At 72.5% G+C, this 16,943-nt stretch carries 17 protein-coding genes; 10 read left to right on the forward strand and 7 right to left on the reverse strand.

The annotated features are described in order from the left end of the window. Nucleotides 1-5: 5 nt before the first annotated feature. Together ACZ4TR_RS20015 and ACZ4TR_RS20020 are read right to left on the reverse strand one after the other, a co-directional pair. On the reverse strand, nucleotides 6-1,577 hold the full coding sequence (locus tag ACZ4TR_RS20015; protein ID WP_465288441.1) for a DNA polymerase Y family protein: 1,572 nt from the start codon (nucleotides 1,575-1,577) through the stop codon (nucleotides 6-8). Nucleotides 1,578-1,826: 249 nt separating this feature from the next. Then, nucleotides 1,827-2,528, reverse strand: a complete 702-nt coding sequence (locus ACZ4TR_RS20020) for a hypothetical protein (protein WP_465288442.1) — start codon at nucleotides 2,526-2,528, stop codon at nucleotides 1,827-1,829. A 338-nt stretch (nucleotides 2,529-2,866) separates the two neighbouring features. Between ACZ4TR_RS20020 and ACZ4TR_RS20025 the strand changes: the two genes are divergently transcribed. Both ACZ4TR_RS20025 and ACZ4TR_RS20030 read left to right on the forward strand, forming a co-directional pair. After that, nucleotides 2,867-4,090: an NAD(P)/FAD-dependent oxidoreductase gene (locus tag ACZ4TR_RS20025; protein WP_465288953.1), complete on the forward strand. Its 1,224-nt coding sequence runs from the start codon at nucleotides 2,867-2,869 to the stop codon at nucleotides 4,088-4,090. An 88-nt stretch (nucleotides 4,091-4,178) separates the two neighbouring features. Next, a complete protein-coding gene (locus tag ACZ4TR_RS20030) occupies nucleotides 4,179-5,384 on the forward strand; it encodes a glycosyltransferase (RefSeq protein WP_465288443.1) in 1,206 nt (401 codons plus the stop codon). A gap of 43 nt (nucleotides 5,385-5,427) precedes the next feature. Here ACZ4TR_RS20030 and ACZ4TR_RS20035 read toward each other — a convergent pair whose 3' ends face one another. Next, a complete protein-coding gene (locus ACZ4TR_RS20035; protein ID WP_465288444.1) occupies nucleotides 5,428-6,933 on the reverse strand; it encodes an alpha/beta fold hydrolase in 1,506 nt (501 codons plus the stop codon). Nucleotides 6,934-7,134: 201 nt separating this feature from the next. Between ACZ4TR_RS20035 and ACZ4TR_RS20040 the strand changes: the two genes are divergently transcribed. The 5 genes from ACZ4TR_RS20040 to ACZ4TR_RS20060 are packed head-to-tail and all read left to right on the forward strand — an operon-like array spanning nucleotide 7,135 to nucleotide 12,634. Then, nucleotides 7,135-7,530 carry a GntR family transcriptional regulator gene (locus tag ACZ4TR_RS20040; protein WP_364527133.1) on the forward strand — a complete coding sequence of 132 codons (396 nt, stop codon included), beginning with the start codon at nucleotides 7,135-7,137 and terminating at the stop codon, nucleotides 7,528-7,530. Next, nucleotides 7,527-8,408, forward strand: a complete 882-nt coding sequence (locus ACZ4TR_RS20045; protein ID WP_465288445.1) for an ABC transporter ATP-binding protein — start codon at nucleotides 7,527-7,529, stop codon at nucleotides 8,406-8,408. The genes ACZ4TR_RS20040 and ACZ4TR_RS20045 overlap by 4 nt, the downstream gene beginning before the upstream one ends. Beyond that, on the forward strand, nucleotides 8,405-9,388 hold the full coding sequence (locus ACZ4TR_RS20050) for an ABC-2 transporter permease (RefSeq protein ID WP_465288446.1): 984 nt from the start codon (nucleotides 8,405-8,407) through the stop codon (nucleotides 9,386-9,388). The genes ACZ4TR_RS20045 and ACZ4TR_RS20050 overlap by 4 nt, the downstream gene beginning before the upstream one ends. A 19-nt stretch (nucleotides 9,389-9,407) precedes the next feature. Beyond that, nucleotides 9,408-10,520, forward strand: a complete 1,113-nt coding sequence (locus ACZ4TR_RS20055) for an alpha/beta hydrolase family protein (RefSeq protein ID WP_465288447.1) — start codon at nucleotides 9,408-9,410, stop codon at nucleotides 10,518-10,520. After that, entirely contained in the window at nucleotides 10,517-12,634 is a 2,118-nt protein-coding gene (locus ACZ4TR_RS20060) for an alpha/beta hydrolase family protein (RefSeq protein ID WP_465288448.1), read from the forward strand. The genes ACZ4TR_RS20055 and ACZ4TR_RS20060 overlap by 4 nt, the downstream gene beginning before the upstream one ends. A 52-nt stretch (nucleotides 12,635-12,686) precedes the next feature. On the opposite strand, the gene ACZ4TR_RS20065 is transcribed toward ACZ4TR_RS20060, so the two are convergent. Next, entirely contained in the window at nucleotides 12,687-13,151 is a 465-nt protein-coding gene (locus ACZ4TR_RS20065; protein ID WP_465288449.1) for a nitroreductase family deazaflavin-dependent oxidoreductase, read from the reverse strand. Nucleotides 13,152-13,243: 92 nt separating this feature from the next. Between ACZ4TR_RS20065 and ACZ4TR_RS20070 the strand changes: the two genes are divergently transcribed. Then, the gene (locus tag ACZ4TR_RS20070; protein WP_465288450.1) at nucleotides 13,244-13,426 is read left to right on the forward strand and encodes a hypothetical protein; all 183 of its coding nucleotides are present in this window, start codon (nucleotides 13,244-13,246) and stop codon (nucleotides 13,424-13,426) included. A 97-nt stretch (nucleotides 13,427-13,523) separates the two neighbouring features. Here the strand turns inward: ACZ4TR_RS20070 and ACZ4TR_RS20075 are convergent, their stop codons facing one another. Continuing rightward, nucleotides 13,524-14,066, reverse strand: coding sequence for a ferritin (locus ACZ4TR_RS20075; protein WP_465288451.1), 543 nt, complete (start codon nucleotides 14,064-14,066; stop codon nucleotides 13,524-13,526). Between the two features lie 46 nt (nucleotides 14,067-14,112). Then, on the reverse strand, nucleotides 14,113-14,631 hold the full coding sequence (locus ACZ4TR_RS20080) for a hypothetical protein (protein ID WP_465288452.1): 519 nt from the start codon (nucleotides 14,629-14,631) through the stop codon (nucleotides 14,113-14,115). 66 nt (nucleotides 14,632-14,697) lie between these two features. Between ACZ4TR_RS20080 and ACZ4TR_RS20085 the strand changes: the two genes are divergently transcribed. Next, complete coding sequence (locus ACZ4TR_RS20085) at nucleotides 14,698-15,459, forward strand: SDR family NAD(P)-dependent oxidoreductase (protein ID WP_465288453.1); 762 nt, start codon at nucleotides 14,698-14,700, stop codon at nucleotides 15,457-15,459. 30 nt (nucleotides 15,460-15,489) lie between these two features. After that, the gene (locus tag ACZ4TR_RS20090; protein WP_465288454.1) at nucleotides 15,490-16,107 is read left to right on the forward strand and encodes a PaaI family thioesterase; all 618 of its coding nucleotides are present in this window, start codon (nucleotides 15,490-15,492) and stop codon (nucleotides 16,105-16,107) included. Between the two features lie 71 nt (nucleotides 16,108-16,178). On the opposite strand, the gene ACZ4TR_RS20095 is transcribed toward ACZ4TR_RS20090, so the two are convergent. Next, nucleotides 16,179-16,937 (reverse strand): MHYT domain-containing protein, encoded by a 759-nt coding sequence (locus ACZ4TR_RS20095; RefSeq protein WP_465288455.1) that lies wholly within the window; start codon nucleotides 16,935-16,937, stop codon nucleotides 16,179-16,181. Nucleotides 16,938-16,943: the final 6 nt, after the last annotated feature.

Raw genomic sequence — 16,943 nt, forward strand, 5'->3', positions numbered from 1 at the left:
AAGGACTAGTCGTAAATTCCTTCGACTGTCCACTGTGGATCATTGCCGACCGCCACTTCGAGCAGCAGTGCGAGGTCGTCGTCCTCGCCTTCCAGGACCACCTGCAGCCGGGCCGTCGGCCGCGCGCCGCGCTTGGCCGGCAATGTCGGGTGCACCACCCACGGCCCCGCCGAACCGAGGACCCGGCGGGACGGGCCGTCGCCGATGGTGACCGTGGCCGGGGGGTAGCTGAGCTCGCCGCGGCCGGTGCAGCGGACCGCGTCGCCCACCGCGTCGAGCACCCGGGCCGCCGGCGGCCGGGGCGGCACCCGGGCCGGCGACGGCGCGGGCAGGCGGCCCGGCCACGGCCGGTCCTCGGTCACCGGGCGCCGCGGCTCGCCCCACGGGACCAGGCGGACGCGCTCGGCCGGGCCGCGGCCGCCGTCGAGCAGCGGGGTGAAGACCGCGTCGGGTCCGAGCAGGCCCTGGATGCGCACCAGGGCGCGGCCGGCGCGCTCGGCGGCGTCGGCGTCGCGGCCCATCGACCCGAGCTGCAGCTGCAGCGCCTGGCCGCCGACGACCTCTTCGGGGTCGAGGCGCAGCCGGACGATCCCGGCGCTCGGCCGGTCCCGGGTGGTCAGCCAGCCTTCGCACTGCCAGCGCACGCGGTCGGCCGTCGCGCGGGCGGTCAGGGGCTCGGCGCAGCGCCAGACGCGTACGCGTTCTTCGCCGGCTTCGGTGACGGCGACGATCGCCAGGCGGGTGCACGCGAGGCCGTGGTTCGCGAGTCCGGCGAAGAAGCGTTCGCCGAGGGTCTTCGCGACGAAGGCGGCTTCGTCGATCCTGCGGAGGGGGTCGTCGAAGGTTTCGGTGACGGTCAGGTCCGGTGGGAGGGCGCGCCGCAGCGGCGGGCGTTCGGCGAGGCCGCGGGCGAGGCGGTGGGCGGTGACGGCGTCCTTGGCGAAGCGGCCGGCGACGTCGCGTTCGGCGAGCGCGGCGAACGCGCCGAGGGTGCGCAGGCCGAGGCGGCGCAGCGTGTCGACGAGCTCGCCGCGGTCGTCGCCGGGCTGGTTCAGCTCGGTGATCGCCAGGGGCGCCAGGAATTCGGGCGCCCGGCCGGGTGGAACGAGGGCCGAGCGGCGGGCGGCGAGGGTCGCGGCGAAGAGGCCGTCGGCGATCCCGACCTGGCACTCGACGCCGGCGTTGGCTTCGACCTCGTCCATGAGGAGTTCGGCGAGGGCTTCTTCGCCGCCGAAGTACCCGGCGGCGCCGGCGACGGGAACGGCGACGATGCCGGGCCGCACGACCTCGACCCCGACGGCCTGCGCTTCGACGGCGGCGGCGACGGGTTCGAAGAGCCGGGCATCGCGGTCCGGATCGTGCTGGTGCACCACGAGTTCCGGGCACCGCGACTGGGCATCCCGCCGGCGCATCCCCCGCCCGACCCCGCCGCGACGCGCTTCGGCGGAGCAGGCGACAACGCGGTTGCCGGAGAAAACGGCGGCGGGAGTGAGCGGCGAGGTACCCGCGGCGGCCCCGGCGGCGACGACCGGCCAGTCCGGGCACCACAGCACGAGCAGGCGTGGCGGACCGTTCATCCCGCGGCCGGTCGCGAAAATCCGCCGGCGGCTCGCTTCCCGCCCACCATCGCACGCCGACGTGGCGCGGCGAGATTCAAGTCGATCACCGCGCGGCCACGGCAGAACAACCAGCCGCACGAAGGTCCAGCCGCGGCCGGCTTCCGGCTCATCGCCCGGCCGCGGCGATACTTCCGGCCGTCGCGAACGAGTGGCACAACCGCGATCCGCCGGTCATCGCGTGGCCCGGGCAAGCCCACGCACCCCGGCTCACCCGGCCACCCCGGCCAAACGCCGCTCCGGGGACTCCCCCTCCGCCACCGCGCCGCCCGGGCCCGGCAGCTGCAACCGCACCGACAACGGCCTCGCCGCCGCTCCGCGGCCGCGGCTTGTCGCCACCACGTCGCGGGTCCGCAAGTGGCCGTAGCCGTCCGGGGTCAGGCCGTGCCAGCGACGTCCCGAGACGCGCAGCTCCAGGTCCGCGCCCGGCCACGGGCCCACCGTCAGCAGCACCGTGCCGCGGTTGCGCACCCGGCCCGCCAGCCGGCGGGCGAGCTGCGGCTGGACGTCGACCGGCCCGAGCACCACCAGGTCGAACCCGTCCACCAGGGCCGACAGCACGCCCGTCAGCTCCGCGCCGGGGTGCGGCACCAGCGCGAGCCGCTCGAGGTCGACGCCGAGCTCCGCCGCCGCGGCCAGGCCCAGCTCGGGGAGCGCCGTCACCGCCGCCCAGGAACCGTCGCGGGTCGCCGCCGCCAGCAGCGCGAGCACCAGGGACACCGCGCCGCCCACCGCGACCGTGCTGCCGCGCCTCAACCCGCCGCCCGGCAGCAACCGCGCCAGCGGCGGCAGCACCGACAACGACTCGGGCGACCCCGAAACCGAACCCGAAACCGGCCCCGGACTCAGCTGCGCCGCCGTGCGGACACCCGGGATCGCCGTGAGCCCGGCCAGCGCCTCCGGCACCGCCACCACCGCTCACCTCCAGCACCACGTACTCGCACCGGAGACACCCGCGAAGCCGCGGGCGAACCCAGGAGAAGTTGTCGAACACTTGTTCGCATAGTGCGAGACGAGCGCCCCCGCTGTCAAGCCGAGGGTCACCCCGCCGGGGCAGGGCCGCTGTGACGCGGATCCCTGTCACGTCGTCCGTCACCACCTCGTCCAAGGGGTGAAGCGAGAAAAGAGGACGAGATGCGCCGGATCCTGATCGTCGGCGGTGGTTACGCCGGGTTCTACGCCGCCTGGAAGCTGGAAAAGAAACTCCGGAACACGAGGCCGAGGTCACCCTCGTCGACCCGCGGCCCTACCTGACCTACCAGCCCTTCCTGCCCGAAGTCGTCGCCGGGGCGGTCGAAGCACGGCACGCCGCCGTGTCGCTGCGGCGGCACCTGCGCCGCACCCGCGTCATCGCGGGCACCGTCACCGCCATCGACCACGCGCACCGCGTCGTCACCGTGCGGCCCACCGACGGCGACGCCTTCGAACTCGGCTACGACCTCGTCGTCGTCACCGCCGGGGCCGTCACCCGGAAACTGCCCGTGCCGGGTGTCGCGGAAGAGGCGATCGGCCTCAAGCACGTCGAAGAGGCCGTCGCGATCCGGGACCGGCTGCTGACCTCGTTCGACCGCGCCGCGGTGCTGCCGGCCGGCCCGCTGCGCCGCAAGCTGCTCACCGTCACCTTCGTCGGCGGTGGCTTCTCGGGCGTCGAGGGCTTCGGCGAGCTGCTGTCGCTGGCGACGGCGCTGCTCAAGCGCTACCCCGAACTGCACCGCGACGAGCTGCGGTTCCACCTCGTCGAGGCCTCGGGCCGCATCCTGCCCGAGGTCACCGACCGGCCGGGACGCTGGGTCGTGCGCGAGCTGGAACGGCGCGGCGCGCGCGTCCACCTGGACACGCTCGTGACGTCGGCGACCGGCGGGCACGTGACGCTCTCGACGGGCGAGGAGTTCGACTCGGAGCTGATCGTGTGGACGGCCGGCAACGGCGCCAACCCCGTCCTCGGCAAGCACACCGACCTCCCGGTCGACGAGCGCGGGCTGGTCGTCGTGCGGCCGGACCTGCGGGTCGAGGGCGTGGCCGATGCCTGGGCGGCCGGTGACGACGCCGCGGTGCCCGACCTCGCCTCGCCGGTCCCCGGCGCGCGCACGGTGCCCAACGCGCAGCACGCCTACCGGCAGGGGAAGCTGCTGGCCCGCAACATCATCGCGACCCTGCGCGGCCGGAAGCCGAAGCCGTACGTCCACCACAGCCTCGGTGCCATCGCGACGCTGGGACTCGGGCGCGGCATCTTCCAGTACCGGCGCCTGGTGGTCACGGGGCTGCCCGCGTGGCTCATGCACCGCGGCTACCACGTGCTGGCCGTGCCGAGCTGGGAACGCAAGATCCGCGTGCTCGCGGTGTGGCTGACCGCCGCGCTGTTCGGGCGGGACATCCTGTCGCTGGCTTCGGTGCAGCACCCGCGCGACGCGTTCGTCAGCGGCGGAGACCGTCCGGAGTGGAACGAAGAACTCCCCGCCCCCTTCAAGGTATAGCCGAACCCGGGGCTTGCGGCAAGGCCGGGGTGATCCCCCACAATGGCCCGCCGAAGGCTTTAACCAGGGAAAACGGGGGGAACGCTGAATGCGTGTTCTGTTGACGACGTGGGGATCGCGCGGGGACGTCGAACCGCTGGCGGGGCTGGCGGTGGCGCTGCGGGAGCTCGGCGTGGACTCGGTGGTGTGCGCGCCACCGGACGAGGATTTCGTGACGCTGCTGGAGCGCACGGGGGTCCCGCTGGTGCCGCTGGGGCCGTCGGTGCACTCGGTGGTCGCCAACCCGAAGCCGCCGACGGCGGAAGACGCGTTCAAGCTCGCGCCGAGGCTGGTCGCCGCGCGGTTCGAAACGCTCACCGCGGCGGCCGAGGGGTGTGACGCGCTGCTGGCGACCGGCCTGATGCCGGCCGGTGCGCCGGACGTGGCCGAGAAGCTGGGGCTGCCCTACGTGCTGGCGTGCTTCCACCTGCTCGGTCTGCCCTCGCGGCACTTCCCGCCGGGGAGGCGCCCGGGCACGCCGTCCCCGGAGGGCGAGACCGACAACCGGGTGCTGTGGGAGCAGGACACCGAGCGCGTGCAGGCGCTGTACGGCCCGGCGGTCAACAGCCACCGGGCGGCGATCGGCCTGCCTCCGGTGGACAACGTCCGCGACCAGGTCTTCACCGACCGGCCGTGGCTGGCCGCGGACCCGCTGCTCTGCCCGTCGGAGGGCCTGACGGACCTCGACGTCCTGCAGACGGGGGCGTGGATCCTGCCCGACGACCGGCCGCTCCCGGACGAGCTGGAGAAGTTCCTGGACGCGGGTGAGCCGCCGGTGTACGTGGGCTTCGGCAGCATGGCCGCGTACGCACCGGAAGGCATCGCCCGGGTCGCGACCGAAGCGATCCGCGCGCGGGGCCGCCGGGTCGTCCTCGCCCGCGGCTGGGCCGGCCTGTCCCCGATCGACGACGCCGCCGACTGCTTCGCCGTCGGCGAGGTCAACCAGCAGGCGCTGTTCCGCCGGGTGGCGGCCGTCGTGCACCACGGCGGTGCGGGCACCACGACGACGGCGGCCCGGGCCGGCGCGCCCCAGGTGGTGGTCCCCCGGATCGCGGACCAGCCGCACTGGGCCGCGCGGGTGGCCGAGCTGGGCATCGGCGCGGCCCACCTCGACCCGTCGCCGACCGTCGAATCCCTGTCCGCCGCGCTGGCCACGGCGCTCGCTTCGGAAGAGCGAGCCAAGGCCGTGGCCGGCGAAATCCGGCCCGACGGCGCGATGGTGGCCGCGAAACAGCTCGTCGAGCTGGCCGGCTGAGCGTGCGGGCCTCGCCGGATCTCCCGGCGAGGCCCGCCCCGGTTCAGCCCGCGAACGGGCTCGCGTCGATCGAACAGGTCTTGCCCGCGGCCGGGAACGCCCCGGAGACCAGGTAGTCCCGCTTCACCTGCTCGGTGCACGTGCTGGGCACGTACATCGACGAGTGCCCGTACCCCTCGGTCACGAACACCCGGGCGCGCGCCAGTTCCGCGGCGCCGTCGCGGGCCCCGGCCAGCGGCGTCGACGGGTCGTAGCGGTTGTTCAGCACCAGGATCTCCGCCGACGTCGGGCGGTTCCACGGGCCGGTGTACCGGTCCGCCGCCTGCCCCTTCCAGAACGCGCAGCTCATCATGTCCAGCACCGCGATCCGGCCGAAGTACGGGACCCGCTGGTCTTCGGACTCCGCGTACCGGCTGTAGATCGCCGGGTCCGTCGGCACATCGCTGTCGCCGCACTGGATCGCGTTGAAGGCTTCGGTGCGGTTGGACGTGTACGGCTCCCCCGCCTTGAACGCGGAAACCGTGCTGGGCGCGTCGTACAAGCGTTGCAGCAGCGACGCGATGTCCGGCCAGCCCCGCGAGTCGGACAGGTCCGCCGCCGCGTTGATGATCCCGGAGTAGGTCCACGTTTCGCCGTCGGTGGTGATCGGCGCCCGCTTGGCCCGCGCGGTGATCGCGGCCCACTTCGCCTTCGGGTCGCCCGAGGAGAACGCGCACTTCGGACCGGCTTCCGTGCACAGGCGCAGGAACTGGTCGAACGTCTGCGAGATGCCGGTGGCGACGTCCTGCCGGGTGTCCAGCGGGACGCTCTTGCCGCTGCCGTCGTGGCCGGTCGCGTTGCCCACGAAGTCCATGGTGCCGTCGAAAACCATGGCGCGGATGCGGTTCGGGAACAGGTTCGCGTACGTGGCCCCGAGCTGAGTCCCGTAGGAAATGCCGTGGTAGGTCAGCTTCGCGTCGCCGACCGCGCGGCGCAGCAGCTCGAGGTCCCGCGCGGTGTCGGCCGTCGAAACGTGGTCGAGGATCGGGCCGGCGTTCGCCGCGCAGCGATCGGCGAGTTCCTTCGACTTGGCGTAGAAGGCCGCGTTGCCGCTCGGGTCACCGGGCATTTCCGGGAAGGAGCCGAAGAACGACTCCTGCTCGGCCAGCGAGCCGAAGCACCGGACGGCGGTGCTGTTCGCGATCCCGCGCGGATCCCACGACACGACGTCGAACCGCGCGCGCAGCTGGTCGGAGAACAGCCACGGCCACTTCCCGCGCTCCCGCAGCCGTTGCAGGCCGGACGCGCCCGGGCCGCCGAAGTTCACGAAGAGCGTGCCGATCTTGTGCGTGGGATCGGTGGCCGGCAGCTTGATCAGCGCGAGGTCGATCTTCGCGCCGGACGGCCGGTCGTAGTCCAGCGGCACCTCGGCGGTGGAGCATTGGAAGCCGTCCTCGCAGCCGGTCCAGTTCAGTTTCGGTGCCGGAACGCTGTCGACGGAGGCCGAAGCCACGGCCGGTCCCGCCACGACGGCCATCGAGACGCCGAGCGCGACGACCACGCCGCGCACGATGCCTCCCCCAGGAAAACGACGCACGAAGAACCCTTTCGTCGAAGAGAAACGATCACCTCCACAGACGCCGGGCGGCCGTCGAGGTTCCACGAGTCATTCGCGGTACGGCCGGAGAAGGTTCCCGGAAGAACCCCTGGCGCCGACTTCTACTCCTTAGCTAAGCTATAGTGCTAGTCACCTAGTTAAATGGAGTTGCCGATGATCGAATTCCACCTCGACGCCCGTTCGGGCCTGTCGCCCTACCAGCAGCTGGTCCAGCAGGTGCGGCACGCGCTGCGGCTGGGCATGCTCGACAAGGGGGACCAGCTCCCGAAGGTCAAGGACGTGGTCGCCGACCTCGCGATCAACCCGAACACCGTGCTCAAGGCCTACCGCGAACTGGAGCACGACGGCCTCGTCTCGGCGCGGCCCGGCGTCGGCACCTTCGTGACCGCGACGCTGAACGGCGGGGCTTCCTTCGCCGTCCTCGGGCCGCTGCGGCAGGACCTGCGCCGCTGGCTGGGGAAGGCCCGCCAGGCCGGCCTCGACGAAGAGAGCATCGAGGCCCTGCTGATGTCCACGTTTCGCGACTCCGCCAGAGAGGACATAGCGTGACCGTCCTGCGTGCCCAGGGACTGGGCAAGAAGTACAAGCGCAAGTGGGCGCTGACCGGCTGCACGCTCGAGATCGAGGCCGGCCACGTGACCGGGCTCGTCGGCCCCAACGGCGCCGGCAAGTCCACCCTGCTCAACATCGCCTCCGGCATGCTGGAGCCGACCACCGGCACGATCGAGGTCTGCGGCGGCACCCCCGGCAGCGGCCCGGAGCAGCTGGCGAAGGTCGGCTACGTCGCCCAGAGCACGCCCGTCTACACCGGGCTGACCATCGAAGAGCACCTGCGGCTCGGCGCGCACCTCAACCCGCGCTGGGACGACTCGCTCGCCGCCAAGCGCGTCGAACGGCTCGGGCTGGACCCGAAGCAGCCCGCCGGCAAGCTGTCCGGTGGCCAGCGCGCGCAGCTCGCGCTCACCCTCGGCATCGCCAAGCGCCCCGAGCTGCTGCTGCTCGACGAACCGGTCGCCGCGCTGGACCCGTTGGCGCGCCGGGAGTTCCTGCAGGACCTGATGGAGTCGGTCGCCGAGCACGGGCTGTCCGTCGTGATGTCCTCGCACCTGGTCAACGACCTCGAACGCGTCTGCGACCACCTCGTCGTGCTGGTGGCGTCCGAGGTCCGGGTGATCGGCGACGTCGACGAGCTGCTGGCCTCCCACCACCGGCTCTCCGGGCCGCGCCGCGACGTCGAGACGCTGCCGTCGGACCAGCACGTCATCTCCGCGAAGCACACCGATCGCCAGACCACCGTGCTCGTCCGCACCGAGGCGCCGATCCTCGATCCCGCGTGGACGGTCGCGCAGATCGGCCTCGAGGACCTCGTCCTCGAGTACATGAGCAACCCCGCCGCCGCCCGTCCCGCCCTGGAGGTCCTCCGATGACCTGGTTGACCTGGCGCCAGTTCCGCGTGTCGGCGCTGTCCGTGTTCGCCGCGCTGGTCGTGATCGGCGTGGTGCTCGCGATCACCGGGCCGGAGCTGGTCGGGCGCACCAGCTTCTCCGACCAGGACGTCCTCTTCGCCGGCACGATCCTCGTGCTGTACCTGCTGCCCGCGGTGATCGGCGTCTTCTGGGGCGTCCCGATGATCACGCGTGAGCTGGAGAGCGGCACGCACAGCCTGGTGTGGAACCAGACCGTCACGCGCAAGCGGTGGCTCACCACCAAGCTGGGGGTCGGCCTCCTGGCCGCGATGGCCGCGGCCGGCCTGCTCGGCTGGGCGGTGTCGTGGTGGGCGAGCCCGATCGACGCCCTCGCGGCGCAGCAGACCGATCGCGGGATGCTCTCGCGCATCATGCCGGTGGTGTTCGGCGCGCGCGGCATCGTCCCGATCGGCTACGCGGCCTTCGCGCTCGCGCTCGGCGTCGCGGTCGGGATGGTGCTGAAGCGGACCGTGGCCGCCATGGCCGTCACGCTCGTCGTCATCGCCGCCGTGTTGCTCCTGGTGCCGAACTTCGTGCGGCCGTACCTGCTGCCGCCGCAGACGATGACGGTCGCGATCGTCGGCGAGGACATCACGAACATCAGCGGCGACGAGACCGGCGCGGTGCAGGAGATCGGCGTGCGGAACCCGGCCGGCGCGTGGGTGCTGGCGAACGAAACCATCGATCCGAACGGGAACGTCGCCGAACCGCTGCCGGACTTCGTGCAGAACTGCCTGCCGAGGCCGGGCGCCGGCCCGCCGGAACGCGGCAGCCTCGAGCAGTGCATGGCGCAGCTCGGCACGCACGGCTACCAGCAGCGCCTGACCTACCAGCCCGGCTCACGGTTCTGGCCGCTGCAGTGGCTCGAACTCGCGCTGTTCCTCGCGATGACCGCCCTGCTCACCTGGTTCTGCTTCCGCCGCGTCCGCCACCTTTCCTGAGCCGATTCCTGGGGGAATCATGCGCACTCTCGCGCTGGCCACCGCTTTGACACTCACGCTGGCCGCGTCGCCGGCCGCTTCGGCGGCCACGACGCCTTACCTGCCCCAGCCGACCGGGCACGACCCGGTCGGCGTCACCGCCCTGTCCTTCAAGGACACTTCGCGCTCCGACCCGTGGGTGCCTGCCGTGCCCTACCGGGAGCTGATGGTCTCCGTCTTCTACCCGGCGACCTCGGCGAACGGGCCCAAGAAGCAGTACATGACCCCGCTCGAGTCCGAGCGCAACCTCGAACGGCAGAACATCCCGGGGCTGCCCCTGAACGTCCTGAGCACCGTCCGGACGAACGCCGTCACCGACGCGAAACCGGCCGGGCGGTGGCACGGCCTGCCGCTGGTCGTGCTGTCGCCGGGCTGGACGCAACCGCGGGCCACGCTCACCGCGCTGGCCGAGGACCTCGCCAGCCGCGGCTACGCCGTCGCGGCCATCGACCACACCTACGAGAACCGCGCCACCACGTTCCCCGACGGCCACGTCACCGGCTGCGCCGCCTGCGAAGTCGACGACCAGCCCGGGTTCTGGGAGAAGGTCGCGCAGGTGCGGACGAAGGACACGTCGTTCGTGCTCGACGAGCTGCTGCGCTCGAAGAAGTGGGGCACTCTGATCGACCCGCGGCGCATCGGCATGACCGGGCACTCCGCGGGCGGCGCGAGCACGACGCAGGCGATGCTGGCCGACCCCCGCATCCGCGCCGGTGCCGACATCGACGGGAGCATCCACGTCCCGCTCCCGGCGTCCGGGCTGTCGAGGCCGTTCCTGTTCCTGGGCAGCATGGACGAGTACACGCCGGGCGAGCCGGGCCCGTACGACGACTGGGAGACCGACTGGACGCACCTCACCGGGTGGAAGCGCTGGCTCATGGTGTCCGGCACGGCGCACAGCTCGTTCACCGACCTCGGTGTGCTCGCCGCCCAGCTGGGGGTCGACATCGGCGCGTCGATCGACGCGTACCGGGCGCTGACCATCACGCGGAACTACGTAAGCGCTTTCTTCGACGAGAACCTGCGCTGCCGTCCGCAACCGCTGCTGGCCACGCCATCGCCCGCCTACCCGGAAGTGACGTTCATCGGATGAAGAAGACGATCCTGCTGACCGTCGCCGTGCTCGCGCTCGGCTCGGCCGCGCCTGCCTCGGCGTCTCCGGCGCTGTCGCTGGCCCGGCCGACCGGCGCGCAGCCGGTGGGCACCACCTCGCTGTACCTGAAGGACCCCTCGCGGCCGGACCCGTGGGTCGCGACGGTGCCCTACCGCGAGCTGATGGTGTCGCTGTTCTACCCGGTGGTTTCCCCGCAGGGGCCGCGGAAACAGTTCATGTCCGAGGCGGAAGCGCAGGCGGTCTTCGACGAAGCCGGCATCACCGGCATTCCCGCCTCGGTCATGACGACCGTGCACACCGACGCCGTGGTCGACGCGCGGCCGGCCGGGCACCGCCTGCCACTGGTCGTGCTGTCGCCCGGGTTCAAGCGGCCGCGCGCCGAGCTGACGTCGCTGGCCGAAGACCTGGCGAGCCACGGCACCGCGGTCGTCGTGGTCGACCACACCTACGAAAACGTCGCCACGACGTTCCCGGACGGGCGCGTCACCGGCTGTGCGGCGTGCGGCAACTACGACGAAGCGTTCTGGCGGAAGCTGGAACGCGGCCGCGCGGCGGACGTGTCGTTCGTGCTGGACTCGCTGACGCACTCGAAGTGGGCGTCGCTGATCGACGCGTCCCGGATCGGCATGGCCGGGCACTCGGTCGGCGGGGCGAGCACGCTGCCCACGATGGTCGCGGACCCGCGGATCAAGGCGGGGATCGACATCGACGGCACGACGGACGACCCGCTGCTCGCGCCGGGGCTCGACCGGCCGTTCCTGTTCCTGGGCCGGGCGAACACGTACACGCCCGGTACCGGCGAGGAATCCGGGACCTGGCAACGGGACTGGGCGCAATTGAAGGGGTGGAAGCGCTGGCTGGTCGTCGCGGGCATGGCGCACCCGTCGTTCACCGACATAGGTTTGGTCGGTGAGCAGCTCGGCCTCGACTTCGGCGCGACGACGCCGGCGGCGCGCGGGCAGGCCATCACGGCGGCCTACGTCCGGGCGTTCTTCGACCAGCACCTGGCGGGCCCGGCCCAGCCGCTGCTCGACCAGCCGTCGCCGCGCTACCCGGAGGTCAGTTTCGCCATGACGTCGACGCCCTACCTGCCCGCGCCGACCGGGAACCGGCCGGTCGGCAGCACGCAGGTGTACCTGAAGGACACCTCGCGGCCGGACCCGTGGGTGCCGTCGGTGCCCTACCGGGAGCTGATGGTGTCGCTGTTCTACCCGGCGGTTTCTTCGCACGGGCCGAAGACGCGGTACCTGACCGCGGCCGAGTCGGCGGCGCTGCTGTCCGGCAGTGGCCTGGACGTGCCGCCGGACCTGCTCACCAGGCTGGTGACCAACTCGGTGGCCGACGCCCGGCCGGCCGGATCCCACCTGCCCCTGGTGGTGCTTTCGCCCGGCTACACGAAACCTCGCGCCACGCTCAGCGCGCTGGCCGAGGACCTGGCGAGCCACGGGTACGCCGTCGCGCTCGTCGGCCACACGTACGAGAACACCGGCACGAGCTTCCCCGACGGGCGGTTCGCGGGGTGCGCGTCGTGCGAAGTACCGCACGATCCCGCGTTCTGGACGAAGCTGGAGCTGGGCCGGGCCGCCGATGTGTCGTTCGTGCTGGACTCGCTGACGCACTCGAAGTGGGCGTCGCTGATCGACGCGTCCCGGATCGGCATGGCCGGGCACTCGGCCGGCGGGGCGAGCACGCTGCCCACGATGGTCGCGGACCCGCGCGTCACGGCCGGCATCGACATCGACGGCACCACCCAGGTCCCGCTCACCGCCCCGCTTTCGCGGCCGTTCATGTTCCTGAGCCACCAGCTCGCGGCGACCGCCTGCGCGCCGAACGTGCCGTGGGAGCGGGACTGGGCGCAGCTGGCGGGGTGGCGGCGCTGGATCGAGGTGGCGGGGACGAAACACGCGTCGTTCACCGACATCGGCCTGTTCGGTGACCAGCTGGGCGTCGACGTCGGCACGACGACCACGGCCCTGCGCACCCACGAGATCACGCGGACGTACGTGAACGCGTTCTTCGATCGGCACCTGCGGGGCGAGGCACGGCCGGTGCTCGACTCGCCGGCGTATCCGGAAGTCTCGTTCTGCCACTGAAAATCGGCGGAAGCGGCACCTCGTGGGGGTGTGCTGCTTCCGCCGGCTTCGATCAGCCTTCGCGCAATCCCACGATCGGCAGCTGCCCGGCCATCCGCCGCCGGGCGGCTTCGCTTCCGTCGTACCGCCGGCCCAGCAGCTTGCTCAGCACCCGCCGCAGGATCGGCGCCACCCAGCGGTTGCGGTGCTCGTCCGCGGCGAGCACCGCGACCGCCTCGTTCTCGTCCAGCACCCGGTGCCCGGGCACGAACCGGCGCCGGCCCACCTCGACCGGCGGCCGCGCGCGGACGTTGCGGTACCAGTCCGCGCCCGCGCCCAGCCCGGCCGCCACGAAGTACTCGCCGTCCTCGGCGCCGACCACCTCCAGGACCGTGCGGTACGTCCGCCCCGACCGGCGGCCGACGTGCGTCAGGCAGAGGAACCGCCGGCCGAACACCCACCCGAAGCCGCGGTCGTACACGCGCACCGGCGCGCGGAAGACCGCTCGCATGACCCGCCCGGGCCGTACCGCCGCCATGACCGGACCTCCTTCGGGATGGGCGTCCTGCCCCGCCGCCCACCACCGTCGCCGAACCTCCCGCCGGCCGGAAGGTCGCCCGCGCCGCCTCGGTGGTCGTCGCCGCGGGCGCGGGCACCGCGGTGTTCGCCGCCCTGACCGCGCTCCTGCTCGGGCTCTTCGTGCTCGTCGCGGGCCTGGTCAAGCGGCGCAAGCGCATCGCCCGGCTCGGCCTGCTGGCGGTGGTGCTGAGCCAGACGCTCCGGCTCGCGATGTGGCTGACCGCCGCGATGTAGCTGATCCGACCAAAGCAGGCCGCCTCCGAGCGGCACGCAACCGTAGCTACGGAAGTCGTTCGGCCGTGACCTGTGGTCGGATCGGCACCGTAGCTCCTCAGAGCTTCCCGCCGGCGACCGGCGGCATGTCCGGCGCGTCCCCGGTCTCCGCGGCCGCCTCGCGGAACAGGTGGTTCTCGACCTCGAAGAGGTTGTCGGCGGCGCGCTCGACGACCGTGAGCAGCGTGGACATCCGGGCCACCTCCTCCACCTGCTCCTTGAGGAACCAAGCCACGAACTGCTCGCCGAGGTAGTCCTCCGCCAGCCGCGCGGCCTTCGCCATCGCCTCGATGTCCGCGGTCACGGCCCGTTCCTGCTCCAGCGCCAGCTCGATCGCCTCGTGCGCGCTCGAGAAGTCGTTCCGGACGTCGCCGCTGCCCGGGATCGCCACCGGCTGGCCGCGGTCGAGCAGGTACCGCACCATCGCCAGCGCGTGGTTGCGCTCCTCGATCGACTGCCGGTAGAAGCGTTTCGCCAGCCTCGGCAGATCGCGCCCGTCGAACCAGACGGCGAGGGCGACGTACTGCTGCGCGGCGGTGAACTCGTGCCGGATCTGCTCCTGCAGGAGCTCGGCGAACTTCGAACGCTCGGTGTCGGCCATGCCCCACAAGGTACGGCGCCGGGCCGCCCCGCGCACCGGGCCGGCGTCACGGCCGGGGCTGGTACTGCTCCACCCGGATACTGTCCTTCACCGCGTCCAGGAACTCGTTGCGAGCCGTGTTCAGGGCCCGGTACTCGGGTTTTCCGGGGTTGATCAGCTCGTGCCACAGCGAAACGACCGCGCCGCTGCGGTCCTCCAGCTCGTGCGCCCGGGAGATCAGCGCCGGCGTCCCGATCACCTCCAGCATCGCGACCTGTTCCCGCATGCCCGCGAGCGCGTCGGCGCCGGCCTGGTACCGCAGGCGGCGGTCGTCCTCGTCGGTGAGCGCCTGGTACCGGAAGGCGGTGATCCGGGCGAGCTGCCGGGTGATCTCGAGGTAGGTGTCGCGGATCTCCCGGTCCCACCGGCGGCGGTCTTCCCGGTTCAGCTTCCGGCGGTCGCTCACCGCGATCGCGAGGAACGCGAGCAGCGCGCCCGCGAGCAGGAAGGCCCCGGCGATCACCGGAAGGCCCCACCAGGGCGCCGGTGCGACGAGGGTGAGTGCGGTCCGCACCGGCGAGATCATGCGGGCACGATACCCGCGAAATCCGGGAAAAACGCCCGCCGGGCGCACCCGGGCTACGATCGGCGCGTGCCGAGCCACCTCCCCGACCTCTCCGGCACCGTCACCTGCGTCACCGGCGCGAGCGGCACCCTCGGCCGCGGCATCGCGCTGCGGTTCGCCGAAGCGGGCAGCGCGGTGGCCGTGCACCACCGGCGTCCCGGCGCGGGCGACGACGTCGTCGCGGCGATCGAGGCCGCGGGCGGGCGGGCCCGCGCGTTCTCCGCCGAACTGACCGACGACGACGCCTGCCACGCGCTGCTGGCCGCCGTCGCGGACTGGGGCGGCCGGCTCGACGCGCTCGTGAACAACGCCGGCGTCCAACCGGCCGAGCCTCTCGCGGACCTGACGGCGCAGCGCTGGCAGGCGATGCTCGACAGCACCCTGACCAGCGCGTTCTCCTGCACGCAGGCGGCCGCACGGCTGCTGGGCGAGGGCGGCAGCGTCACCCACATCGCATCGATCGAAGCCCGGCAGCCCGCGTCCGGGCACGTCCACTACAGCGCGGCCAAGGCGGCCCTGGTCATGCACGCGCGCGGCGCCGCACTGGAGTACGGGCCGCTCGGGATCCGCGTCAACACGGTGTCCCCCGGCCTGATCTCACGTCCGGGTCTGGACCGGGACTGGCCCGAAGGCGTCGAGCGGTGGCACCGCGCCGCCCCGCTGGGCCGGCTGGGCACCCCGGCCGACGTCGGCAACGCGTGCGTCTTCCTGGCGTCCCCGCTGGCCTCCTGGATCACCGGGCACGACCTCGTCGTCGACGGCGGGGTGACGGCCCGCCCGACCTGGTAGCGTGGAACACGTTCTAGTTTTGGGGGCGCGATGACCTTCCCGATCGTCGACGGCGTGCCGCCCGGGCGCGCCCTGCTCGGATCCCGGATCCGCGAGCTGATCGACGCTTCCGTGTGCGCGGGCGACGACGCCGACCTCGCCGCCGCCGCGAGCCGGGTCGAGGCGGTCACCGCCGCCCTGCGCGCGACCGGCGGCTCGCCACCGCTGCTGCTCGCCGCCCTCGAGGGCGGCGGCCACCTCAGCGTCAACAACCCCCTCGAAGGACCCGGGAACCCGTTGGCACCACCGTTGTCGTGGACGCACATCGGGCCCGCGGAGGTCCGGGCCGAAGTCCTCCTCGGCGCGGCGCACGAAGGACCGCCGGGACGCGTCCACGGCGGCTGGGTGGCGGCGGTCCTGGACCACGTCCTGGGCCGCGCGACCGCGGCGGCCGGCTACCCCGGCATGACGGCGTCCCTGACGATCGACTACCACCGCGGCACGCCGTACGCGGTGCCGCTCGTCGCGGAGGGCCGGCTCGAGCGTCGTGACGGCCGGAAGCTGCACGCAACCGGCACGCTTCGCGCAGGTGACGAGATTTGCGCCAGCGCGAAGGCGATTCTGGTGCACTTCAGCGCGGACCGGTTCCCGGTATCCACATCGGACTGACCGATCGCCGGTGCAGTGAATGACTCATTCCTTGCGTCCGGCGCCAGGAATGAGTCATTCACTGCATCACCTCACGGGACGAGCGTCGTGTGGCGGGCCGCGTCCGAGCTCGACGAAGCCATCAGGACCGCGCAGATCGGCACCGCCATCGCCAGCGCCGCCAGCACGAACACCGGGAACAGGAACGAGAACACCTCCGTGCCGACCGGGTCCGGCGCCGCCGGGTCGAGGTGGAGGCGGACCGCCGCCATGCCCGTGTAGTGCATCCCGGTCACCGCCGCCGCCATCACCAGGCCCGCCACCAGGCGGGGCAGGAGCTTGTCCAGCCCGACGGTGAACCACAGCGCCGCCGTCGCCGCGACGACGGCGATCACCACCGACAGTGCGACCAGCGTCGGGTCGTAGCTGATCGTCCCCTTGATCCGGACCGCCCACATCCCGGTGTAGTGCATGACGTTCACGGCGAGCCCGGTCAGCAGCCCGCCGAGCAGCAGCCGCTTCCAGGCGAACCGGTTGCGGACGCCGAACACCAGCAGGCCGCAGAACACCGCCGACACCGACAGCAGCGCCGAAAGCGCCGTGCGCACGATGTCGTACCGCACCGGCAGCCCGGGCGTCGAGAAGCCGAGCATCGCGATGAAGTGCATGACCCAGATGCCGACCCCGCCGATCGACACCGCCGCGAGCGCGAGCCAGGTCAGCCGGGTCCGCGCGTTGTCCGTGGTCCGCGCCTGCAGCGTGCAGGCGAGCCCGAGCGCGCACCCCACCACCGAAGTCAGGTACGCGAGCACGACGAGCCAGTGGCCCATCGCGAAGTCGTCGTGGTCCATGTGCAT

This window comes from Amycolatopsis sp. NPDC028719, from assembly GCF_055565395.1.